This window comes from Fructobacillus fructosus KCTC 3544 (genome assembly GCF_001438695.1).
GTDB classification, from domain to species: Bacteria; Bacillota; Bacilli; order Lactobacillales; family Lactobacillaceae; genus Fructobacillus; species Fructobacillus fructosus.
This window is the reverse complement of record NZ_JQBH01000008.1, coordinates 64,745-87,335: the sequence shown is the minus strand read 5'-3', so window position 1 is coordinate 87,335 and position 22,591 is coordinate 64,745. Positions and strand designations below refer to the sequence as shown.

Here is a 22,591-nt window from a genome sequence, read left to right as displayed (position 1 = left end):
CTGCCGATTTGAGCTTCTTCTCGGCATTCATCATCTTTTCCTTAACTGGTAGCCAAGTAGCAAGCATGTTTTTTTCAATGTCAGAACGCCTTGAAGCCGACTCCTTAACCATCTTGTTAATCAGCGCTTTTTCGTCCTTAGCACCCTTCATGGTTTCTTCTGTCACGACAAAGTTGTTGCCATATTCAACATACTTATCGGCCATGGATAGGTACTGATCTAAGTTTTTAAACTCAATCTTTCCGTCTTGAATTAATTCAGACGGAAGTGTAATTGCTTCTGTCATAATTCTGCAACCTCCCGTTGTAAGTCACCAAGTTCTGCGTACTTCTCGTCAATGTCAGCCTCCAAGTCTTCCTTGGTACTTTTTAGATCATTAATTTCGTCACGCTTTGCATAAATGGCATCCTGCAATTGTTCATACCGTTCAATCCGTTGCGTGTTTTCTGGGTGCATCATCATGCTGTTTTCAATTGTCATTTTTATCCTCCGTGATATACTAGAGGCATAAATTTCTTTCTGGGAAACTTTATGCCTTAGCTCTCTTGGTTGCAGCCTTGAGAGCTTTTTTCTGTGCTTTAAAAAATCGTTGTGCTTTCTTGCGTTCGTTATGTGCAATGTCACGATCCACGTCGTTGTCACCAAACAATGGTTTTTTATCCAGCGACAGGGTCACAATGTAAATAAATCCACCGATTGCCCCAAATAGGAAGAACCAGTTGATTACTCCATTCCAAAACATGCTATTTGTCATTTCATCACTTCCTTTCTAAATATCTTTTCTATAAGTCGTATGCGCTTTAATAAACGCTGCCATTTCAGCTTCTGGATATACCGGCCTCTTTTGTGTTGGGTAATAAAATTCAGGACATCCAGGCATGTTAATAAGAAGCTCAACTTTTTCTCGCGACGTCTTCATTTCTTCCATTAGCCCTTTAATGGTGAACATTCGACTGCCGTTAGGGTCAAAAACCATTTTTGCCTCCTTTCTTTTGGTATCATTTTGAAAACATATACATCAGGAATGTAGTTGTTAGTGAACCAATGAGACCGCCGATTATACTGACGACTATAGAAACCCAATTGGGGATTTGATAAAATTCTTCATCTTCTTTTTTCATGCTTCGCTCCTTTTTTGTTATCCTTTTGTTACTGGTAGTGACGTACCTAGTAAATGAAAGGAGGATAGTGTCATGTATTTTGTAATTAGAAAATCAATCGATGACCAATACTATTTCTTATTGAAATCTGAAAATGGCCAAGTAGTTGCCCAAAGTGAAACTTATCTTTTGAAAAGTAGCGCTGAAAAAACAATTCAGTCCATTAAAGAGAACGTTGATACCGGAACTTATGTTATTGACAGCGAGAAGCTTTGATTTTGTTAGCTAAGTTAATAATCTTTGCAGACATTGAGAGTAGTGTGTCAGCACTGCTCTCTTTGTTTACATCAATACTATCGAGCGTGCTTTTAATGTTTTCTAATTCTTGAGATAGTTCTGGTTTTTCTTTCATGCTTTCTGATTTAAAGCTTTTAGCCAAAAAGGTCATTTTCACTTTTACTATGTCCTTACCAAAAACTTCCGACTCCACTTCGCTAACGAAATCAATTGGATGTCCATCTATATAGACTTTTTTAGGTGTTTCTAAAACCTCTTGCGTAGGATTTGGAAACATCTTTTTTGCTAATTCCAAAAAATTATCTTTCTTTTCCATGTCTCCTCCTTTTTTTGCTATCCTTTAACCACTGGCACCCCAATGCCTAGTAAATTGAAAGGAGAATAGTTATGTCTAAACACATATACGCAAATCTCGCCCCTATGGGGTGGATAGACTTAACAACTGACCCAAATTGTGTTGTTTCAATAGACCGTATGGATCCGATTACTTGGTACAAAAGCAACGGTATTCTAGATTCTATTGAAATGAATACAATTCCTGGATATCTAACTGACTACCCTTTTGTTCATGTATTATTTGAAAACAAAGAGTATCGAGTTAGCCCACTTAGCTTTCAAATAGTCGATGACTAATCATCAAAATTTGATTTAAAAGCTGTTAACCTTGAGCCAATTTCTTCGGAAGTTAGCTCTTTTTTAATTTGATGGAATCTTTTTTCGATAACGCTTTGAACAATTTTCCAATCTGAATAGCTGATACCTGACAATGCGTTTGATATATCGTTTGCCTTTTCTTTTTTCATATACTCCTCCTTTACGCCGTCTGGTCCTGGTTAGCACCACGAATTGCTAGATCCATTAAGTTATTTGGTTCCCACAAACTCAAGAACCGCTTTGCTTCTGCAAAATACTTTCGTGGCAGTGCGTTGTAACGAGGCACACTGAACTGTCGCTTAAAGTCCTTTGCAATCGCATGGAACACTTCACTAGACAACTCTTTATATGCTTGGCTGTACTTACCTCCAAGAACCGCAAACACCCGATTGCGACGAAGCTGTAATAGCTCTGCTTGTTCCCAACTTCGGATTTCCTGATCAGCTTCGAACTTATTCAAACGTTGTTCAAGCTTTTCCTGTTTATCTTCTTGTTGTTTCAATGCTTCAAACGTTGTCGCTAAGATAGCCATTGGGTCAGTTTGTACCGAGTAACTACCAGTCTTTCGAATGCTTGGCAGGACTTCTGATGTAACCCAATCTTGGAACTTTTCTGCTTGAGTACTTCCAGCTTTCATAACTAGCTTGTAAAACTGTGGTTCAGTAATGAAATCGCCTTTCCCAACTTTTCTGCCAGAAGTGGCAGAATTTAAATATTCATTAACACGACTCCACCGAACATAATTTTTGCCACTTTTGGCAAAAGTGATAATTCCAATTCCAATAGCTGCACTTTCTGCGTCGAACAAAACTTGTCCGTTTTCTTCTTTGACCTTCAGGTTGTCAAATACCTTTACTTCGTTTGCCATGTTGGCCTCCTTTATAAGATATACTTTTGCAAGCACTTACTGATAAAAAAAATCCCTGATTTCACCACCCAATAAAATAGCAACCTTTTTTGCTTTTTCCGGGCTCATTCCAACGCCGTAATTCTTATATCCGTACATAGATTGATAGCTGACACCAATTTTACGACCCATAGAAGTTTCACTATAACCGTTTTCGGATAACAAATCAGGCCATTTATCAGGATTCTTAACCTTCCAATATCGTGGCATTTACTCATCACCTTTCTAATAGTATATAAGAATTATACAATCGAACGAATACTTTTGCAAGCACTTTTGATAAACTTTTTATAAAATATGTATAAACTTTTGTTAAACTCCTTATATAATAGTCTAGCAAGGGGAATTAAAATGAATGATGTCACTAAGGAAGAATTTGGAAACAATATAAGAGATTTGCGAAAAAATAAAGGATTTAGCATTCGACAATTAGCACTTCAATCTGGTGTATCTAATCCTTTTTTATCTCAAGTAGAAAATGCTAAACGTAGCATACCAAAGCCAAGTACCCTTGAAAAAATTGCTCATGGTTTAAGAGTTGACAAATCTGTGATATTTAAAATGGCTGGTATTGTTGACAATGTCCCTAATAATATTTCTAATGAATTACCTATCAGTTCTAACCCATCCACTGTATCCATTCCTATCTATGGTCGCATTTCTGCAGGATACCCTGAGGGGGCCAAGGAAGACATTGAAGGCAACGTTAAAATAGACGATGAACTCATCGAAAGGTACGGCAAGGATAATTTAATTGGACTTCGTGTTAACGGAGAGAGCATGAACAAGGTTGTACCCAATGGTGCTGTAGCTATTTTGGCAAAAATTGATACATGCGAAATTACTAATGGCGACATCTGCGGTGTTATTATTGACGGAGAATCTGCAACTCTAAAACACGTGTACCAGTACCCTGATCGTATTCGATTTGAACCAGATAGCTGGTTAAAGGAAGAGTTCAAACCCTTCGAGTATAGTAAAGAAGACGTTGATAATGGACAACCACCAATTCAAATTATTGGTAAGTTAGTTCATCAGCAATCATCGTTTTAATAATGGAAAAATATTATGATAGAAATTAAAAACCCAGATAAAGTTGATTTTCACTATAGGTGCTTGCCTTCTGAATTTGGAAGCGTTAATTCTCCTGATGATGTAATCGACGTTTACCTAAAAACAGATTATGGAATCATTCATTTCAGAGCTTCAAAAGAAATAACAAATAAGCAAAAAGAAGAAGTTTACACTAAAATGATAACCAAGTTGGAAAGTGCATCTAAGTATCTAGATTTTTTAAAAAAATAACGGAGGAACATTGTATATGTTTTCAATTTTAATAGCAGCGATTTGTATTATATTTTTCTTATTATTTATAACTGGAATGGTGTTGACGATTAAGTCTACCTTACAATTTTTCGTAACTAAAACTATTACTAAGAAGCAACTATTATCATCTCTTATTGGTACTTTATTATTTTTTGCGATATTCGTGGCAACTGCAATTCCTACTTTTGGTCAATCATCAAATAACGCTGAAAAAATCAGTACAAAATCTGATGGTTATGATTTCAAAAACATAAAATTAGGAATGACTCAAAATGAAGTTTCGGATAAATTAGGAAAGCCATCAAGCCAAGATGACCGAGTCATGACATACGGCAATAATACCCTCTATTTTGCTGACGGAAAATTGACTGGCGGAAGCCCTAAATTTATTCAACAACAAGTCAACCAAAAAAATAATAATGAAAAGCAGAAAAAAGCAGACGATTCAAATAGTGAAAAATCAGCAGCCCAGTATTTTGGATCTAAATCTACTCAGAAACTTGCTGATCAAGCAAGTTATGTGCCAAGAACACAGATGTCAAACGGTAATATGATGTATTCAGAAACCATCAGTAATGTAAAAATGTATCGAATCGACGACTATCAAACTGGCGTTACAACTGTTTACAAAGCAGATGATAATAAAGATGATGGACTTGGTGCTATCCTATATCAGGGAAAGACAGTAACTCAAGAAAAGCCAAAAACAACTATTGTTTATTAACACAAAGCCCATTTGGGCGTACATAATACGTGCAATAACCGAACCACGTTAAAAGCTGTTAGGAGCGTTTTTATGGAAACAACTATTCAAGGTAACGTTAAAGTAAACAAGATTAACAAGCATGTTTTTGTGTGGGTCTGCAACTTCTTAGTCGGCTATTTAGGCGTTGACCGATTCGTTCGTGGTCAAATTGGCCTTGGAATCTTTAAGTTGCTTATTGGTTCATGGATTACTCTTGGAATCTGGCCATTAGTTGATTTCATTATATCAATCGTAAAGGCCTATAGCACTTATTCAGATACTCAAGATATCACCTTCCTTAACGGTCGATATTCAAAGTAACAATGCCCTCTCGGGGCGTACATAACTTTAACTATAAAGGTGGTGGCTAATATTGAAAGATTAGAAAAGGCATTTCAGCAGGTAAACTAGATCACTGCCCATTGGGGCGTACATATGTGCTGCAACCACATTAAAAGGATTAGATATATTTAAGGAGAATTATATTGTCAAATAAAACAATCCAACAAATGATTGATGACTTAAAAAAATTAATTACAGACAAACCAAATTTATTAGAACTACCAGAACATGGAAACAAGTTATACTACAATGCAAAATCAAGTTCTGAAAAATATTTTGTTGACTTTGCACGTAATGGACATCGAGTTAAAAAGTTAACTCTTCAACTTAGAAGTGGATCAGATAAATCCCAGGTGTTGCTTCGACTAGATGTAATTGGCCCAGAACATCATAATCCAAGAGGTAATTATCAGTATAGTGATACAATTATTGAAACACCCCATATTCACATTGCTTCATACTCATTATATGGAATAAAAGTTGCCTTACCCATAGACGCACCAGAATCAGGACTAAGATTAACCAAATATGATGTTATTTGTGTTCAAAATATTGTGTATGATTTCTTAGAAAGAATTAACATTGCCAATAGAAATCAGTTAAGTATTTGTGATCCAGAAGAAACTTCATTAGATATTTAATTGGAAATTTTGTTAATATATAATTTTATTGCTGAAAGGAGGTATATTCCATGAATTTAAATTTAGAAAATTTACAAGAATCGTATGCTAAATGGGCCACTAAAAAAATAAAATTTACTAATTTAGAAGATTCAATCAAAATAATCACCCCGTTTGTTGACTTATATAATGATGCTATTACACTCTATCTATCTCAGAACGGGAATAAATTTACAATTGATGATGATGGATATACCCTTAGCGAACTAGATATTTTAGGAATTAATTTCAATAAAAAAGGACGTAGAAAACAATTCTTAGAAAATACACTTAATAATTTTGGCATTTCACTCAATGAAGACATTTTAAGCATTCATACTGAAGATAAACTTGATATACCAAACATACAGATGCGGTTAACTCAGGCTATTATAACGATAAATGACATGTTAATGACTTCGCATAGCAATGTTTCTAGTATTTTTATAGAAGATGTGACTAGTTATTTTCTGGATAAAGAAATTCCAATTTCTGAAAATCGTATGATACTCGGTCGTGCTGGGAGATTAAATTCTTTTGAAATAGAAATCGGTCGTACACGAAAACACAAAGGAAGTTTATTTAAAGTTGTTAATAATCCAACTAGTAGCCAAATTACAAGTCCTTTATTTAGCATAATGGATACCAAGGATAATGAACCTAATTCAGAATTTTTTGTAATTGCAAATGATAGTAATGATATATCTCCAAAATTTACAACAGCTTTCAATCGTTATGGAATTGACGTATTACCATGGTCAGATAGAAAAAAATGGATAGAAAAATTTGTATCATAAATACTAGGGTAAATGGATTAACCTATTTTAAATGCAATAAAGCTAACTCAAAATATACTTTTAACTAGGCCCACAGGCCTTTTTATTTGTACAAAAATAGCATTTTGAACATTTGTTTACTTTAATTTTTAGTTGTAAATCGTCAAAACAGACATTTTGTTGATTTTTAAAAACATATTTTTATTTTAACTTTGTACTTTTTCCAAAATTAAAGGAGTAATCATGGCTACATTCCATAAAACAACTGCAGGAAAATATCGGGCAAGAGTGTCTGTTAAAGAAAACGGAAAATACAAACAAATTAGCAAGCAAGGTTTTCGTACTAAAAAAGAAGCCGTTATTTGGGCATCAGAGATAGAAGCTGGTTATACTGATCAGTTACAAAGTAAATATGAAAAGATGTTGTTATCAGATTATTTTGAGACTTGGGTTGATACCTATAAATCAAAAATGGAGGCAGCCACTCAGTATCAATATCAAAATACGCTCGACAATATTATTAAGTATATGCCTGACGCTACTCTTATTGATTTCACACGTACTGATTTCCAGAATTTCATCAATGAATTTGGTAAAGACCATTCAAAAGAAACAGTTGCTAAACGAAAGAACCATATTAGCCAAGCATTAGAAGATGCCTTTGCTGATGGAATAATTAAGAATAACCCCACTATTCGCATCCAACTTACAGGAACAGTTGGAAAGTCAGCATCAGAAAAGTTCCTTGAAAAAGACGAACTTATTAAACTAGATCATTATATTAAAAGTAAGCTTGCTACATATCCACATGCTAAATCATACTTAGCAATTTATATATCAATTCATACCGGGATGCGTATTGGTGAAATCATGGCCCTTCAATCTGACGACATTAATTTTGAAAAAAAGACAATATCAGTTAATAAGGCACTTGATCAATACCGTCATGTTAAGTCCACTAAGACAGAATCAAGCAACCGCATAATCTCTGTTGATGATGACTTACTAAATGAGCTAATAGGTATTGAAGGTCCAATCGCCGACATCAGTAATTATGGTGCCGGAAAGGCTTTAAAAGCAGCAATCAAGGAATTAAACATTAAACCAGTTTCATTTCATGCATTGCGGCACTCACACGGATCTTTATTATTAAGCCAAGGTATTGATATAAAATATGTTTCATCGAGGCTTGGGCACAAAAATATTTCAACAACAATTAACGTTTACACCCACCTTCTCAGCTCACAAAAAGAAAGTGAAGAGGAAAAGACACAGCGTATCATGACGTCTATTTTTTAGGACAAAAAGTGTCTAAAAAGTGTCTAAATATTTACAGAAACACACAGAATTAGGCAGAATTACGCAGAAAAAACTGACTACTAAAACAAAAGAAAAGCCCGGTGTTATCACGTTAAAGGCGATAACACCGGGCTTTAGCTGCATTGCATAAAATCATATCAAATGCCGACTAACGGACTCAAACCGTTGACCCCCTCATTACTAGTGAGGTGCTCTATCAACTGAGCTAAGTCGGCAAAATAAGTACTCAATAATTGTAGCAAATGCTAGCTTCGTTGACAACCAAAAGATAAAATATTTTGGTTATACGGATGACAGGAATCGAACCTGCACGGATATAATCCACTAGAACCTAAATCTAGCGCGTCTGCCAATTCCGCCACATCCGCATGTCTTAAGCGACTATTAAATGATACTGGATTTTCAGACCTTCGTCAAGGAAAAAGTTAGAAAAAAGACAGTGATTAAATCACTGTCCTTTTTAAATTAGTCTTCTTCAATTTTTTTCGTCAAATTCGATACGGTTTCTTCATGCTGCTGAACCTGTCGTAACTTAACAATGTATAAAATAATTGTTCGAATAATGGCATAAAACGGTACTACAACAATCATTCCAACCATGCCCCACAAATTTCCGGCTGCCAACAATAAAAGCATCACGGTCAACGGATGAATCCTGAGCGACTTTCCGATTAAAGCTGGGTAAATAATGGAACCATTGACCTGCTGAACAATCGCCATCAAAATAATGATACCAATTAGCATCTTCCAATTAATGGAAATCGCAACAAGCAACGCTGGGAACACCCCAATAAAAGGCCCTACGTATGGCACAATGTTCGCCACACCGGCAATAAAGCCAAGGAGCCAGATGTATGGTAACCCAATCATGCCAAATCCAATCGACATGGTGAAGCCAACGAATAGCATTTGGATAGCTTGACCAGAAATATAGCGTTCAATTGTTTTATCGAGTTCACGTCCGAGAACCATGACATCTTCCGAACGGTTTTTGGGAAAGAATTTTTGCAGCGCCGGTAAGAAACGGTTGGAATCGGAAAGCATGTAGAAGAGAATGATTGGCACTGTCAAAGCCCCAATTGTAAACGAAGTAGCAGCTCCAACAAAGCCGGTGAGCGTTCCGGCAGTGATACGGACAAATGATGAAGCATAAGTGGACACCGCGTTACGAATGTCATCATCGGAAATCGACAAATTCAATTTCTTGAACCATGGTTCTTCCAGCATGTCTTTTACATAATCCTGAATATGATTGACAACACTTGGCATTGCCGTTATTAAATTGGTAATTTCATTTAAAATCAGGGGAACGAAAATCATAAAGGCGCCGATAATCACTACCATGAAGATGGTAAAAGTTAGTAAAACCGCCACACTCCGGGGTACCCTGCGTTTGCCCAAGGGAATCTTTTCAATCAATTTCTGCAATGGCTTTAAACAATAATACAAGAACCCAGAAACCAACAATGGAATAAAAACAGTTCCAGCAAATACCGAAATTGGTTTCATTAGGAAATCAAAGCGAAAGACAATGAATAGTAGTGTCGCAATCGCTAAGAGTTCAATCGTCCAAAAGAAGAGGTGTTTCAATTTTTCATTTGGAAACATCGTGTTGCTCCTTTAAATTCTTTAATAACTTGTGTTGTAGTTTTGGTAAAGCCATTGCTTCCTGCTCAGCCGGTGATAGGAAACGCTGATTATGAGTTAGCTTTTCGACCTGTTCGACTTTGACAGGCCAGACTTCCCACTTACGGTGAGAAAAAACATGGGTAACTGCTTTGATAGTCAATTGCTCACCCTGAAGGTCCTCAATCGAGTCGATTGGCCGTAATGGTAACGTCCAAAAACCGGCTAACAGGCCAGAATCCGGACGCTGTTCGTACAGTAAATCGCCCTTTTCATTATACAAAACCAAGGCTTGAAATCGTTGTAAAATTGGCTTTTTCTTCTTCGATTTAACTGGATACTGATCCTCTACGCCGTCTCGAAAAGCAGCATTGTACTTGACTACTGGTGAATGAAGGGTATCTGGATCATTCGTCTTCATGTACGACGTCCCCAAGTCCATAATCGCTTGGTTAAAGTCCCCAGGCCGTTTTGGATCGACAATCGGTGCCACAGCATCATAAAAAACACGCCGGGTCTTTGGCTTGGCAATGTCATCGTCAATCTTTAATAAACGAGAAAATACTCGAAAAAAATTGCCGTCAATGGCGGGAACCGCCTGATTAAAAGCAATTGACGCTACTGCTGCGGCTGTGTATGGTCCAACACCAGGAAGTGACAATAAATCATCGTAGGACTCTGGCCAGGCCCCCTTTAGGTCAAAAGCCACGACTTTGGCAGCTTGGTGAAGGTTCCTAGCCCTGGAATAATAACCTAGACCCTCCCACAACTTTAGCACCTGCTCTTCTGGTGCATTGGCCAAAGCCTGTACCGTTGGCAAAGCCGTCATAAACCGGTTAAAATAGGTAATCACCGTATCAACGCGCGTTTGTTGAAGCATCAACTCCGAAACTAACACACGGTATGGATCAGTGTTTTCTCTCCAGGGTAAGTGAGCCCGCCCCTCCTGATCATACCAGGCTAATAAATCCTTCCGGAAATTTTCAATTGTTTCTTGATTCCAATTCTCCATAACCAATAGTATAACACTTGAAAAGCCACTGTGATTGGGGTATAATCAAATTCTGTACGATAGATTTTAAAGTTTAAATATAAGGAGTTACCACTATGGCAATCAAGACACCATTGAACTCATTTGCCCGCGGCCGTAAGGTTGGCCACGATGCAAAGAAGAAGCGTCGCCTGGATGCCGTTGCACAATTGCAACAATGGGCAAAGGGAAAAGACGTTGAGCTTCCCAAGACAAAGTAAAGAAAGTTAGCCAACGGCTAACTTTTTTTTTGCAAAAAATTAACAGTTTTTACTTGGCTTTACCTTGTTTTGTCTTGCCGCAATCTTTATACTAAACATATGTAACGAAGAACTTGGAGTAGCCAATATGATTATATCCGTAACTAATAAACAACGACGGCACGCCTTACTTGCCGCCTTACTTTTCATTGTCTTAGCCGTTTTGATTGGCACAAACGCCACTTGGCCCGCCAACATGGATGAAGCCGTTCGCTCGTTCATGTCGTCCATCCAAACTTCCTATGGCGACGTTATCATGTCCATCGCCACATTCCTTGGGTCACCAGCGATGAACCTCTTCTACGGTATCTTGTTAGCCATCGTCTTGCTATTGGCAGACTTGAAGCTTCCTGCTCTATGGGTCTTCCTAACGGTCGTTGGCGGTATCGTGGTCACGCAAATCATTAAGGTTTTGGTTCACCGCGACCGTCCACTTGGTCATTTATTGACAGATAGTGGCGCATCCTTTCCATCACAGCACGTGACAGCCATGTGGTTAACTGTTTTCATTATGTTTTTGTTGGTTACACCAAACATTTCATCGACTCTAGTTCGTCTCTTAACCAAGTGGTTCTTGATAACATTATCATTGATGACCATGTTATCTCGCCTTTACTTTTCTGCTCACTTCCTGACGGATACCATTGGCGCTTTCTTATTAGCCTACGTTTGGGTGATTTTCTGTGCTTCCCTTTACCCTGCTGTGGCAACCTTCTTAAAAAAGAAGTTTTGGTTATTCAAAGATCAAGAAGCGTAATAACAAAACCATGAAAAAAAGCGATGCTGATCTAGCATCGCTTTTTTTGTGTGATTAAAAGTTATAGTCGTCATCTTCCATTGATTCAGCTTCACCAAGCAAATAACCATTACCAACGGCAGAGAAGAAGTCGTGGTTAGAAGTAGAAGTTGAGATACCGTTCATCACAACGGGATTGACATCTTCAGCTGATTCCGGAAACATCGGTTCTTGACCAAGGTTCATCAACGCTTTATTGGCGTTGTAACGTAAGAAAGTCAAAACATCATCCGTCCAACCAATTTCATCGTAAATTTCATGCGTGAACTGCTCTTCATTTGAATACAGATCAAAGAGCAAGTCATACATCCAAGCCTTTAATTCTTCCTGCTCCTCCTCAGTTAACTTATTGAAGCCCACTTGGAACTTATAACCAATGTAAGTGCCATGTACCGATTCGTCACGGAGAATCAGCTTGATAATTTCTGCGGCGTTGACCATCTTGTTATGACCAAGATAATAGAGTGGCGTATAAAAACCAGAATAAAAAAGGAACGTTTCCAAGAAAACTGAAGCCGCCTTCTTTTGAAGGGGCGTCCCATCCTGATAGATATCATTAATTTTGTTGGCCTTGTACTGTAGGAATTCATCATGATCGGCCCAATCAAAGGTCTCATCGATTTCAGACTTATTGTTCAACGTCTCAAAAATAGACGAGTAGGACTTGGCATGAACGGATTCCATAAACTGGATATTGTTCAAAACAGCCTCTTCTTTTTGGTTCACAGCATCAGCACGGAGTGAAGCCATTCCATCCTGCGACTGCAAGGTATCCAAAGTCGTTAGACCAGCAAAAACCAAATTATAGACACGGCGTTCTGAATCATCTAGTTCCCCTCGCCAAACCCGCAAGTCATTGGAAATGGGAACACGGGTGTCCAACCAAAATTGCTGAGTCAGCTTTTCCCAAGTTGCCTTATCAAGCGAATCCTCAATGTTATTCCAGTTAACGGCCGTATAAGACCCTTGATTAACGTGTTGCATCGCTACTCTCCTAACGTTTCTTTGATACTTGCATAAATCTTTTCAGCTTCACGCTGCGTGCCACGCAACTCATAATCACCAATCACCGGCACATGGTACTTCGTTGCGTAACGTTTAGCCGTCAAAATGTATTGATCATTAAAATTGCGGTTCCCAGAACCAATCACCCCACGTAAATAGCGGGTGTTGTTACCAAAATCAATATAGTCTCCCAAGCCGTTTGTAAAGATTTCAACGACTTCTGGACCTGTCCCAGTCCCACCATTCAAATAGGTGGGTACCAAGGCAACGTACGGTTGTTCCTCGTGAGCGTACTCGACCTCATCTCCCACTTCCAGAATGGACAATTGGTCACCGTATTTTTCAGCTTCTTCTTTCAATTTGTTAATGAAGGATGTGGTATTGCCCTCAATCGAGGTATACAAAATTCGATATTCAGCCATTATGCTCCTTTCCACAAATGATTCCATTTGTCAGTCAGTTTAAAACAAACTTCTCGAAAGAGAAGGACGTGCTATGTACAGCAAGCAAAGCTTGCTATGAAAATTAGATGGAACAAGACTCACATTCATTAACGCCAGCTTCCTGGTTATCGTCGGTATAGGTACGAACATAGTAAATCGTCTTAATATTCTTCTTAAAGGCGTAATTACGCAAAATCGACAAATCACGCGTTGTCATCTTGTTTGTTCGATCATCCTTCCACTCGTACAATCCTTCCGGAATGGTTGAGCGCATGAAGTAGGTCAGAGACATTCCCTGGTCGATGTGTGGCTGCGCAGCAGCATACACATCAACGACTTTCCGCATATCTGTGTCATAGGCAGATTGATAGTAAGGGAGGGTTTCGTTTGAAAGACCGGGTGCTGGATAATAAACTTTACCGATCATCCCTTCCTGGCGCTCCTCAATCCGGTTAATGATGGGGTGTAAGGAGGCAGTCGTGTTATTGACATACGAAATCGAACCGGTCGGTGCAATGGCGTGACGGTATGCATTATACAAACCATTGGCCATTACTTCCTTCTTCAACTGCTCCCAGTCGGCCTTACTTGGCAAATGAATGTTTGAGAAAAGTTTAGCCACCTTTTCAGTCTTTGGTGAAAAGTCCTGGTTCAAATACTGATCAAAATAGGAACCATCCGCATAGGCGGACTTGTCAAAATCCGCAAATGTTTCACCACGGTCTTCAGCAATGTGCATGGAAGCCATGATGGAATAATAGTTCAAAGTTGAAAAGAATGTCTTGGTAAAGTCCAGTGCTTCCTCATCACCATACATCATTTGATTTTGAGCAAACATTGCCGCCAAGCCCATGGCTCCCAAACCAACGGCGTGGTTCTTTTGGTTTCCATTTTGGACCGATGGGACGACGTTCAAATCAGAATTATCAGAAACAAAGGACAAAGCACGAATCATCGATTCAACTGAGGCCGCAAAATCAGGCGTCTTCATCATGTTCACGATGTTAATGGACCCCAAGTTACATGAGATATCCTCACCCATCTTGGTATATTCTTGCATGTCGTTAATCTGCGAAGTCGTTTGCACCTGCAAAATTTCGGAACATAAGTTTGAAGACACGATTTTACCAGCAACCGGGTTGGCACGGTTCACCGTATCAACGTTCATAATGTATGGATAGCCTGACTCTTGCTGTAACTTCGAAATTTCTTCTTCCACCACTCGAGCAGAAACCATGCGGTGGTGAATTTTCGGGTTAGCCAACATTTTGTCATATTCAGCCGTAATATCAACATAGTTGAATGGTACGCCGTACTCACGTTCGACATCGGCTGGTGAAAAGAGGGCCATCTCATCGTTCGCCTTGATGAGTTCATAAAACTTATCAGGGACAATCAGGCCAAGTGACAAGGTCTTCACACGGACTTTTTCATCCGCATTTTCCTTTTTAGTGGCCATGAAAGTCATTAAGTCGGGGTGGAAAATATTCAAGTAAACAACGCCAGCACCCTGCCGTGCACCCACCTGTGATGAAAATGTAAAGGAATCTTCCAGCAACTTCATGATGGGCACAATGCCACCAGCTGAATTAGCAATTCCCATCACTGGTGCACCGGCTTCACGAACGTTCGATAGGTTAATCCCGACACCACCACCCATTTTAGATAGTTGCAGTGCGGAGTTAATAATCCGCCCAATCGAATTCATGTCATCCGTTGACTGCAAAACAAAACAAGATACCAATTCCCCACGACGGGCACGTCCTGCATTCAAAAAAGAAGGCGTTGCGGGCTGATAACGTTGGTGAATCATTTCATTGGCTAAGGAAAGCGCCAGTTCTTCATCCCCATCCGCGTAGAAAAGTGCGTTCACTGCAACACGGTCAATGTAAGACTCCACGTAGTATGCCTTATCATTAGTCTTTTGGGCATATTGGTTGTAAAACTTAAAGGCCGCCATAAAGGAGGCAAATTCGAAACCTTCGCCCTCTAAAAAGGCATACAGCTTTTCAATGAAAGACATGTCATACTTTTTAACGAACCCTTCCTCCAAAAAGTCATGGTCAATCATCCAGTTAAAACGTTCTTGAATAGAAGAGAACTTTTTCATGTTTGGACGAACGTTCTCTTCCATAAAAGCAGCTAAGGCTTCCTGATCCTTTTCCAATTGAATTTGGCCATCTTTGGGAATGTTCACCTGATTGTTCAAGTCAAAGTATTTAACATTATCAATGTCAATGTCTAATAAGGACATAGCATTCCTTTCCGTTCTCTCCAAAAAGGGAGAATCTTTTTAAGCATTAATCGCTGTCTGTACTTCCTTGCTGAGAAGCTCTGACAGCGGCACAGAGATTAAGCAGTCAACTTCTTCAATGCTGCCGGTTGAAAACCAGAAAAGGCATCATGTCCCTCAATTTGAACAACAGGCGTTTGCTTGAAACCTTGTTCCTTTAATTGTGCTAAGTATTGTGGCTGTTCTTCAATATTAATTTCACTGAAGGCAACGCCCAGTTGGTCCAAATACTTCTTTGTCATCTTGCATTGAACACAGTTATTTTTGGTAAAGACCGTTACTTGTGGCATGTTTTGGTCCTTCTTTCTCTAAAAATTTATCGTTAGTAACCCCCACCTTTGATGGGGATGAACCGACGGAACAATCTCTAGTTTACCGGTTTAAAAATAGACTTCAAGGTCTAAATATGTCTGCACAAACATTTGTTCGTAAAAGCCGACTATACCGGGTTTTATTTTTGACTTTGTGCTCTTGTATACAACCAGTTCTCAGCTCGGATCGTTCGGATTCTCGTCATTTATGACATTTCCTCATTCTCATCTTTTAGCTCAAAAGCGCTAGCGTAACCAGTTGCCCTTTACCGAGCCTTGTGAAAGTTAAAAAGCATTTGCCGACCAGTCTGTTTTCAATTACTCACTTTTTGCCCTTTTTTGCTATAATAGTAGATAAATAACTTATTTTAACTGAAAGAGGTATTTGTTTTGGATTCTGGTCCTTCGTATTTAATTAATACAATTATTATTGTCTTTATTCTTTTACTCGCTGTATTGTTCACTTTGACCGAGTATTCATTAGTCAAGGTGCGACTTTCCGCTCTTGAAGCGCTGCAAGCTGATCGCGACAAGCCTTCAAAAAACATCGCTTCTGCCATCCACATGGTGAGTCACTTGACGGAGTTCCTTTCAACCGCTCAAGTTGGAATTACGTTGACTTCGCTTATCTTAGGTTGGGTTGGTGAAGAAACGGTGGCTGATTTAATCATTCAATCCCACCTGTTACCCACTGACCTTGCTAAGCCAGTAGCCTCTGTGGCAGCCATCGTTATTTTCACTGTCCTACACGCCGTCTTTACCGACCTGGTGCCAAAGAACATTGCCATTGAAGAACCAATCAAAGTCCTCTTGTTCATCGTGAAACCGGTCCGCTTCTTCCACATCACCTTATTCCCAATGATTTGGATTTTGGACCATCTATCGAACTGGGTTACTCACTTACTTGGTTTCCAAGTGACAAACGATGACGATATCTATTCACAGACCGAGATTCTCTCCCTCTCAAAAAACGCCGCTGAGGCGGGTGAACTTGACCGGGAAGATTTGACTTTCATGCAACGTGCCTTTGAAATGAATGACAAAGTCGCTGTCGATGTCATGATTGACCGAACATCAATGGACGTGATTGACGTATCAGATTCAATCGCCACTGGTCTTGATGAATATTTGCAAAAGCGTCATTCTCGCTTCCCTGTCGTTGCTGACGGTGACAAAGATAAGGTGCTTGGTTACGTCTTCAACTACGACCTGGTTCGTCAAAGTCGTATCTCAGGTCAAGAACCTGTTGCCAAAATCATGCGCGATATTCCTGCTGTTCCTGAAAACATGGATTTGCACGACGTGATGGATGAAATGGTGATGAAGCGCTCACCAATCGCAGTGGTTGTCGATGAATACGGTGGTACGGCCGGTATCATCACCGACAAAGACATCTATGAAGAACTTTTCGGTTCAGTTCGTGATGAGATGGATGACCAATCCGACGAATACATCGAAAAGCTTGGTGACCGCCGTTACAAGGTCTCCGGTAAGACCACCCTTTATGACTTCCAACGTTACTTCCACACCGATGTGAAAGAACTTGATGAAGATGAAGCGGTTACCCTAACTGGTTATGTCTTAAAACGCGATCCTGATTTCCGAACGGGTGATTCACTTCGCATCGCCAATTATCAGGTTACTGCCTTAGATTACGAGAACGCCTTTATCCCTGAGTTTGCGGTTAAGGAACTTGACCCCGAACCCGAACCGAAGTCCGAAGATGATAAGGAAGACGATAAAAACGGCAACGAAGAACAAGAAAAGAGCAACGAGCGCCGTAAGTTCCACCTTCGTGATAAGGAAAACGATCAGGAAGATCAAAAGAAAGATTAACCAACAAAAGGTGAGGCAGCTTCGGCTGCCTTTTTCTTTTACTCACGATAACGATGCCCTGCCCACTATCTTTCTTTCGTGGTAAACTAAGGGTTAATGACTACTAATTATCGATGAAAAGAACTACTAAAGGAGGCTGTTCATGACTGCCATTGATTTATACCTCGTTCGCCATGGTCAAACATACTTTAACCTCACTCGTCGCCTACAGGGACACTCCGATGCACCACTCACTGAATCCGGGATTGAAGATGGTCACCGTGCTGGAAAACGCCTGAAAAACATTCATTTTGATGGTGCTTATTCTTCTGATCTAACTCGTGCCATTCACACTACCAAGTACCTATTGTCCGAAAATCAAGCAGGTTCACCAATTTGGCCACAACAACTCCCTGACTTTCGAGAGGAAAACTTTGGTTCGTTTGAGGGTATCGACTCCCAAGTGGCATTGACACAGTTAAACGCCTTTACGGATTATCCATACAGTGATTATTCAGATATGATCCAAAAGAGAGGCATGGCGGAATCAATGAACTTATTTGCTTTGGCAGATCCCTACCACCTTGCCGAAAACTATGCCGAATTTATTCAACGTATCCAACACGGCTTTGACTTTTTACTTCGCGAACACAAAGACGGTGACCAAATCTTGGTTGTTGCTCATGGTACGACCATCCGTGCCATCGTTAATTACTTTGGCCATCCAGAAATGGCGGCACACGCCATTGACAACGGGGCCGTCACTAAGATTCATCTAACGGGCACAGACAGTGGACGGGTCGACCTATTTAACGATAGCCAGGATACACTGTAAAACAACACACAGAGTCAACAATGACTTTTAAAAGAGGGTGTACATGGAAGAAAAAAATCAAACAGCCCAGCCAGTTCGTAAAGTCTTACTGGCTGCCTTAAAGCAGAATCAAAAGCAGAACTTAGATTATGAACTAGAGGAGTTATCAAACCTCGCCCGGGCCAATCGCTTAGAACCGGTCGAAACCTTTATCCAGTCACTTGAACGGCCCAACCCCGCCACTTACTTCGGTAAAGGAAAAGTCGAAGAGTTGCGTATCGCGGTAAACACCTACGAAACCGACCTGATTGTGACAAATGATGAGCTCTCACCTTCTCAAATCAGGAACCTAGAAAAGGCAACACAGGCAACAGTGGTTGACCGTACTGGCTTAATTTTAGATATTTTTGCCAAACGTGCTCAAACAAAGGTTGCTAAATTACAAGTACAGTTAGCCCGTCTAGAATACCAATTACCTCGTTTACGAACCTCAATGTCCGTTTCACTTGATCAGCAGACCGGTGCCGGTGGAGCCGGATTTACCTCTCGTGGTGCTGGTGAAACCAAACTCGAACAATCCCGTCGGCGCTTAACTTCTGAAATGGTTGCTATCAAGAAAGAACTCGCCGCTTTGCAAAAGGATAGTCAGACACAGGGAAAGAAGCGACAGGAATCAGCCATCCCAACCGTTGCCTTGGTCGGCTATACAAATGCCGGGAAATCGACTTTAATGAACCAGTTTCTCGTTCGTTTTGGTCAAGGAGCTGAAAGTGATCAAAGTAAGCAAGTCTTCGAAAAGGACATGCTCTTTGCCACTTTAAACACCACCATTCGCCAGTTAACCCTGTCCGACAAAAGCAAGTTTCTTCTGTCAGACACCGTTGGCTTTGTTTCAAAACTGCCGCACCATTTGGTCGCTGCCTTTGAATCGACTTTACAAGAAGCCGCAACAGCCGACCTACTCCTACAAGTCGTCGATATTTCGGATGAACACTATGCGGATATGATGAAGACCACTGAGGAGACATTAGCAAGACTTGGCATCAAGGATAAGCCGATGATTACTGTTTATAACAAAGCAGATAAGGCGGATATGGCTTTCCCAATGCTCGATGGCGATGCTGCGATTACCATTTCAGCACGTGACCGCAAATCACAGGATGCTCTCTTAGAACTCATCGAGAGTCGTCTCTTTGCGGACCGTAAAAAAGTAACATTGGCCATCCCATTTGCTGACTCTGCCGTGACTGCCAACATTTTAGATGAACACGAACTACTCGCACAGGAGTTTAACGAAAGTGGTAGTCTCATCACCGTCAAACTCTCTAGCGAAGAAATCGCTCGCTACCGACAATATATTCAATAAAAAAAGACGCTCACTAATTAAAATGAGCGTCTTTTTTTGTTTTAAACAAATTAAAAAGGCAGACTAACTAGTCTGCCAAGAGTGATTGCCATAACGGCCTATTGCCCCTGCTGGGATCGAACCAGCGCATGGAGGTACCAAAAACCTCTGCCTTACCACTTGGCCAAGGGGCAATCGTAAGATACCAGCTGCTTATTGCAGCAGCGATGGGAGCGGTAGGATTCGAACCTACGAACCCGAAGGAACGGAGTTACAGTCCGTCGCGTTTAGCCAGACTTCGCTACACTCCCGAATGCCTTACGACTTAAATATTATAACAAGCCTAGCCATTTGCCGCAAGACTTTTTAGCAATTATTTTTAAACAAAAAAAGCCCGACCGACTGGTCAGGCTTTTAATGGCATTTGTTATGAATTCTTTTTACCGGGGAACGCCCAGTTAATCTTTCCGAAGAGTTTCAACATCGCTGGAACAAAGAGCAAGCGAATAAAGAAGGCATCGAAGAAGATTCCGAAGGCCAAAGCCAAGCCCAGGGACTTAACCGTTGGGTCTGAATTCAAGGCAAAGGATCCAAAGACAGCAATCATGATTAGCGCAGCCGTCACAACGATTGGACCAGAGTCCTGCATGGCAACAGTAACCGCACGGTCATTATCACCCGTCTTCTGATACTCTTCACGGGCACGTGACACCATAAAGACTTCGTAATCCATTGCCAAACCAAAGAGAATGGCGGTCACAATAATTGGTAAGAAGGCAATTAATGGCGCACCCTTTGAAACACCGAAGACATCCTTCATGAAGCCTTCTTGGATAACGAGCGTGGTAAAGCCAAAGGAAGCCAGTAATGACAAGCCAAAGCCAACCATGGCGACCACGGGCACAACGAAGGAACGGAAAACCGCCATCAAAAGTAAGAAGGCCAAAATCATGATTGTTGCAACAAAGATTGGCGTGGCGTTGTTCAACTTAGCCGTAATATCGAGGTTCACTGCGTTGATACCAGTCAAAGTAATCTTGGCATCATACTTAGACTTGGTCGTATCGGAGTAGTCCTTGATTTTGTTAACCAAGTCCGTTGTCTGCTTTGCTTCTGAACCCTTTGTTGGTGTAATCAGCATTAGGGCATACTTACCATCATCTGACACCATGTACTGACGACCAGCTTGGGCCATGATTGCTAACTTAATCTTAGCAGCAGCTGCGTCCTGTTCTGCCTGCGTTGGCATTTGCCCAGTTGCTTGCGCTTGGGCAGTCATTTGTTGCTGAGCCTGGGCGGTTAGCTGCTCTTGCAAAGCCGCTGCCTTTGTCTGATCGACAGACAAAGTCTGCATCGTTTTAACACCCTTCAAAGAAGCAATGTGCTTGGCAATCTTTTCTAGGTTAGCCTGGTTTTGGTTGGCATCCTTATCGGTATCCAATTTAACGACGGCAACCAATGGTGAGTTAACGCCTTCACCAAACTTATCGGAAATCATGTCATAGGCTTGACGTTCCGTTCGGTCTTCAGGCAGTGACCCATTGTATGGCATACCCAAACGCATGTTATGCGTTGGAATAGCCATCGCACCCAGGGCAACAACAACGGCAACAATCACCGTCCAGGGGTGCCCCGTCAAAAACTTCGTAATCTTTGATGGATTTTGAGCCATTTCATCAACTGTTTTAGTAGCAGGTTTGATGAACTTTGAAAGCAAAGCAATCAAGGCTGGCAAGAAAGTCAAGGCTGAGAAAACGGCAAAGGCAACAGCAAAGGCTGCGGCAATTCCCATCGTCGTCACAAACTCAATACCGGCGAAGGCCAAGCCGAGCACAGCAATAATCACTGTTACACCGGCAAAGACAACCGAAGCACCAGCTTCGGAAACAGCGCGACCCAAAGCTTCTTGCTTGTTCCCATTGGTATCAGCCAAATCTGTCTTATAACGATTTAGGATAAAGAGTGAGTAATCGATTCCAACCGCTAATGACAGCATCACGGCCAAAGTCTGTGAAACGGAGGCCATTGTCAAGAAGTTGGTTCCAATTGTTACCAATAAAATACCAGAAACCAAGCCGACCAGGGCGGAAATGATTGGCATTCCAGCCGTCACAAAGGAACGGAAAAGTACCAGTAGCAAAACGAAAGCAATGACAATTCCAATGACTTCGGACGCACCACCAACTTCAAATTCATGAACTTGTACAGAACCCGTGTAGGCGACTTTGACGTTTGCAGTCTTTACTTTATCGTTAAAGATATCCATCACGCCGTCAATGGCCTTTCGCGGCACATCATTGGCGTCTTTTTTATAAGTAATATCCACGTACGTGGTTGTCTTATCGGATGAAACCGCGTTCGACTCGTAAGGATTAGCAACGGACTTAATGTCCTTACCATACTTGTCCTGAACTTTTTTAATAGCGGCTGCTACATCGGCCCTCGTGGCATCATTTGTAACGTCCCCATTTTTTTCTTGGATGACCGCTTTCATCGTCCCTGCATTTGGATTTTGATTAAATTCCTTTTGCAAAGTCGATTGAATATCCGTCGACGGAATACCTGAAATGGTTAGGCTCTGGCTATAGTGCGAACCGAGACCAACTGCCCCTGCTCCCAAAGCCAACACAACAACAATCCAGGCGAAGAAGGTCTTGAATTTATTTTGATAAATCCATTCTCCCAATCGCTTAAGCATAATGAATCTCCTTTATATTGATTTAACAT

The 22,591-nt window shown here is 40.6% G+C and carries 29 protein-coding genes and 4 tRNA genes; 13 read left to right on the top strand and 20 right to left on the bottom strand.

Translation table 11 applies throughout. From position 1 onward, the window contains the following. The 5 genes from IV71_RS04910 to IV71_RS08430 form a co-directional block, all read right to left on the bottom strand. The coding region (locus tag IV71_RS04910; RefSeq protein ID WP_156405639.1) for a DUF1351 domain-containing protein at nt 1-286 on the bottom strand (286 nt) is incomplete at its 3' end. After that, the gene (locus IV71_RS04905) at nt 283-480 is read right to left on the bottom strand and encodes a hypothetical protein (protein ID WP_010017589.1); all 198 of its coding nucleotides are present in this window, start codon (nt 478-480) and stop codon (nt 283-285) included. The genes IV71_RS04905 and IV71_RS04910, both read right to left, overlap by 4 nt. Nucleotides 481-529: 49 nt before the next feature. After that, a complete protein-coding gene (locus tag IV71_RS04900; RefSeq protein ID WP_010017591.1) occupies nt 530-754 on the bottom strand; it encodes a hypothetical protein in 225 nt (74 codons plus the stop codon). Nucleotides 755-769: 15 nt separating this feature from the next. After that, on the bottom strand, nt 770-976 hold the full coding sequence (locus IV71_RS04895) for a hypothetical protein (protein WP_010017592.1): 207 nt from the start codon (nt 974-976) through the stop codon (nt 770-772). A gap of 22 nt (nt 977-998) precedes the next feature. Next, nucleotides 999-1,121 carry a hypothetical protein gene (locus IV71_RS08430; protein ID WP_010017593.1) on the bottom strand — a complete coding sequence of 41 codons (123 nt, stop codon included), beginning with the start codon at nt 1,119-1,121 and terminating at the stop codon, nt 999-1,001. Between the two features lie 72 nt (nt 1,122-1,193). Here IV71_RS08430 and IV71_RS04890 point away from each other — a divergent pair, with 72 nt between their 5' ends. Continuing rightward, the gene (locus IV71_RS04890) at nt 1,194-1,376 is read left to right on the top strand and encodes a YegP family protein (RefSeq protein ID WP_010017594.1); all 183 of its coding nucleotides are present in this window, start codon (nt 1,194-1,196) and stop codon (nt 1,374-1,376) included. Here the strand turns inward: IV71_RS04890 and IV71_RS04885 are convergent. From IV71_RS04885 to IV71_RS04870, 4 genes are all read right to left on the bottom strand, one after another. Next, nucleotides 1,354-1,713 carry a hypothetical protein gene (locus IV71_RS04885; RefSeq protein ID WP_010017596.1) on the bottom strand — a complete coding sequence of 120 codons (360 nt, stop codon included), beginning with the start codon at nt 1,711-1,713 and terminating at the stop codon, nt 1,354-1,356. The two genes, IV71_RS04890 and IV71_RS04885, sit on opposite strands and share 23 nt — an antisense overlap. Before the next feature lie 313 nt (nt 1,714-2,026). Then, the gene (locus IV71_RS07945) at nt 2,027-2,200 is read right to left on the bottom strand and encodes a hypothetical protein (RefSeq protein ID WP_010017601.1); all 174 of its coding nucleotides are present in this window, start codon (nt 2,198-2,200) and stop codon (nt 2,027-2,029) included. An 11-nt stretch (nt 2,201-2,211) separates the two neighbouring features. Continuing rightward, nucleotides 2,212-2,919 carry an ORF6C domain-containing protein gene (locus IV71_RS07750; RefSeq protein WP_010017602.1) on the bottom strand — a complete coding sequence of 236 codons (708 nt, stop codon included), beginning with the start codon at nt 2,917-2,919 and terminating at the stop codon, nt 2,212-2,214. A gap of 36 nt (nt 2,920-2,955) precedes the next feature. After that, nucleotides 2,956-3,168 carry a helix-turn-helix domain-containing protein gene (locus IV71_RS04870; RefSeq protein WP_010017604.1) on the bottom strand — a complete coding sequence of 71 codons (213 nt, stop codon included), beginning with the start codon at nt 3,166-3,168 and terminating at the stop codon, nt 2,956-2,958. Nucleotides 3,169-3,309: 141 nt separating this feature from the next. On the opposite strand from IV71_RS04870, the gene IV71_RS04865 reads away from it, so the two are divergent. From IV71_RS04865 to IV71_RS04835, 7 genes are all read left to right on the top strand, one after another. Beyond that, entirely contained in the window at nt 3,310-4,011 is a 702-nt protein-coding gene (locus IV71_RS04865) for a LexA family protein (protein WP_010017606.1), read from the top strand. 15 nt (nt 4,012-4,026) lie between these two features. Continuing rightward, a complete protein-coding gene (locus tag IV71_RS04860) occupies nt 4,027-4,263 on the top strand; it encodes a hypothetical protein (RefSeq protein ID WP_010017607.1) in 237 nt (78 codons plus the stop codon). A gap of 16 nt (nt 4,264-4,279) precedes the next feature. Beyond that, nucleotides 4,280-5,008 (top strand): hypothetical protein, encoded by a 729-nt coding sequence (locus IV71_RS04855; RefSeq protein ID WP_010017608.1) that lies wholly within the window; start codon nt 4,280-4,282, stop codon nt 5,006-5,008. A 72-nt stretch (nt 5,009-5,080) separates the two neighbouring features. Next, nucleotides 5,081-5,350, top strand: a complete 270-nt coding sequence (locus IV71_RS04850) for a TM2 domain-containing protein (protein ID WP_010017609.1) — start codon at nt 5,081-5,083, stop codon at nt 5,348-5,350. Nucleotides 5,351-5,514: 164 nt separating this feature from the next. After that, nucleotides 5,515-6,012 (top strand): DUF6978 family protein, encoded by a 498-nt coding sequence (locus IV71_RS04845; RefSeq protein ID WP_010017611.1) that lies wholly within the window; start codon nt 5,515-5,517, stop codon nt 6,010-6,012. A 50-nt stretch (nt 6,013-6,062) separates the two neighbouring features. Continuing rightward, nucleotides 6,063-6,827: a DUF1828 domain-containing protein gene (locus IV71_RS04840; RefSeq protein ID WP_010017612.1), complete on the top strand. Its 765-nt coding sequence runs from the start codon at nt 6,063-6,065 to the stop codon at nt 6,825-6,827. 222 nt (nt 6,828-7,049) lie between these two features. Then, entirely contained in the window at nt 7,050-8,105 is a 1,056-nt protein-coding gene (locus IV71_RS04835) for a tyrosine-type recombinase/integrase (protein WP_010017613.1), read from the top strand. A gap of 163 nt (nt 8,106-8,268) precedes the next feature. On the opposite strand, the gene IV71_RS04830 is transcribed toward IV71_RS04835, so the two are convergent. From IV71_RS04830 to mutY, 4 genes are all read right to left on the bottom strand, one after another. Further along, nucleotides 8,269-8,341 (bottom strand) — tRNA-Thr (locus IV71_RS04830). Nucleotides 8,342-8,411: 70 nt separating this feature from the next. Continuing rightward, nucleotides 8,412-8,494, bottom strand: a tRNA-Leu gene (locus IV71_RS04825). Nucleotides 8,495-8,591: 97 nt separating this feature from the next. After that, complete coding sequence (locus tag IV71_RS04820) at nt 8,592-9,734, bottom strand: AI-2E family transporter (RefSeq protein WP_010017615.1); 1,143 nt, start codon at nt 9,732-9,734, stop codon at nt 8,592-8,594. Beyond that, a complete protein-coding gene (gene mutY, locus IV71_RS04815) occupies nt 9,721-10,764 on the bottom strand; it encodes an A/G-specific adenine glycosylase (protein ID WP_010017617.1) in 1,044 nt (347 codons plus the stop codon). The genes IV71_RS04820 and mutY overlap by 14 nt, the downstream gene beginning before the upstream one ends. A gap of 95 nt (nt 10,765-10,859) precedes the next feature. Here mutY and IV71_RS08215 point away from each other — a divergent pair, with 95 nt between their 5' ends. Beyond that, nucleotides 10,860-11,003 (top strand): hypothetical protein, encoded by a 144-nt coding sequence (locus IV71_RS08215; RefSeq protein ID WP_010017619.1) that lies wholly within the window; start codon nt 10,860-10,862, stop codon nt 11,001-11,003. A gap of 127 nt (nt 11,004-11,130) precedes the next feature. Next, nucleotides 11,131-11,799, top strand: a complete 669-nt coding sequence (locus IV71_RS04810) for a phosphatase PAP2 family protein (protein WP_010017620.1) — start codon at nt 11,131-11,133, stop codon at nt 11,797-11,799. A 54-nt stretch (nt 11,800-11,853) separates the two neighbouring features. On the opposite strand, the gene nrdF is transcribed toward IV71_RS04810, so the two are convergent. The 4 genes from nrdF to nrdH form a co-directional block, all read right to left on the bottom strand. After that, nucleotides 11,854-12,822 (bottom strand): class 1b ribonucleoside-diphosphate reductase subunit beta, encoded by a 969-nt coding sequence (nrdF, locus tag IV71_RS04805; protein ID WP_010017621.1) that lies wholly within the window; start codon nt 12,820-12,822, stop codon nt 11,854-11,856. A 2-nt stretch (nt 12,823-12,824) separates the two neighbouring features. Continuing rightward, the gene (locus IV71_RS04800; RefSeq protein ID WP_010017622.1) at nt 12,825-13,265 is read right to left on the bottom strand and encodes a class Ib ribonucleoside-diphosphate reductase assembly flavoprotein NrdI; all 441 of its coding nucleotides are present in this window, start codon (nt 13,263-13,265) and stop codon (nt 12,825-12,827) included. Between the two features lie 103 nt (nt 13,266-13,368). Continuing rightward, nucleotides 13,369-15,540 carry a class 1b ribonucleoside-diphosphate reductase subunit alpha gene (gene nrdE, locus IV71_RS04795; RefSeq protein WP_010017623.1) on the bottom strand — a complete coding sequence of 724 codons (2,172 nt, stop codon included), beginning with the start codon at nt 15,538-15,540 and terminating at the stop codon, nt 13,369-13,371. Between the two features lie 98 nt (nt 15,541-15,638). Then, nucleotides 15,639-15,869, bottom strand: coding sequence for a glutaredoxin-like protein NrdH (gene nrdH, locus IV71_RS04790; protein WP_010017624.1), 231 nt, complete (start codon nt 15,867-15,869; stop codon nt 15,639-15,641). A 411-nt stretch (nt 15,870-16,280) separates the two neighbouring features. Between nrdH and IV71_RS04785 the strand changes: the two genes are divergently transcribed. The 3 genes from IV71_RS04785 to hflX all read left to right on the top strand — a co-directional run bounded on the left by IV71_RS04785 (nt 16,281) and on the right by hflX (nt 19,885). Beyond that, complete coding sequence (locus tag IV71_RS04785) at nt 16,281-17,726, top strand: hemolysin family protein (protein ID WP_056995029.1); 1,446 nt, start codon at nt 16,281-16,283, stop codon at nt 17,724-17,726. A gap of 142 nt (nt 17,727-17,868) precedes the next feature. Next, nucleotides 17,869-18,540 (top strand): histidine phosphatase family protein, encoded by a 672-nt coding sequence (locus tag IV71_RS04780; protein ID WP_010017627.1) that lies wholly within the window; start codon nt 17,869-17,871, stop codon nt 18,538-18,540. A 43-nt stretch (nt 18,541-18,583) separates the two neighbouring features. Further along, nucleotides 18,584-19,885 carry a GTPase HflX gene (gene hflX, locus IV71_RS04775; RefSeq protein WP_010017629.1) on the top strand — a complete coding sequence of 434 codons (1,302 nt, stop codon included), beginning with the start codon at nt 18,584-18,586 and terminating at the stop codon, nt 19,883-19,885. Nucleotides 19,886-19,986: 101 nt separating this feature from the next. Here hflX and IV71_RS04770 read toward each other — a convergent pair. From IV71_RS04770 to IV71_RS04760, 3 genes are all read right to left on the bottom strand, one after another. Further along, nucleotides 19,987-20,058 (bottom strand) — tRNA-Gln (locus IV71_RS04770). Nucleotides 20,059-20,092: 34 nt separating this feature from the next. After that, nucleotides 20,093-20,175, bottom strand: a tRNA-Tyr gene (locus tag IV71_RS04765). A gap of 116 nt (nt 20,176-20,291) precedes the next feature. Further along, entirely contained in the window at nt 20,292-22,562 is a 2,271-nt protein-coding gene (locus tag IV71_RS04760; RefSeq protein ID WP_010017630.1) for an MMPL family transporter, read from the bottom strand. Nucleotides 22,563-22,591: the final 29 nt, after the last annotated feature.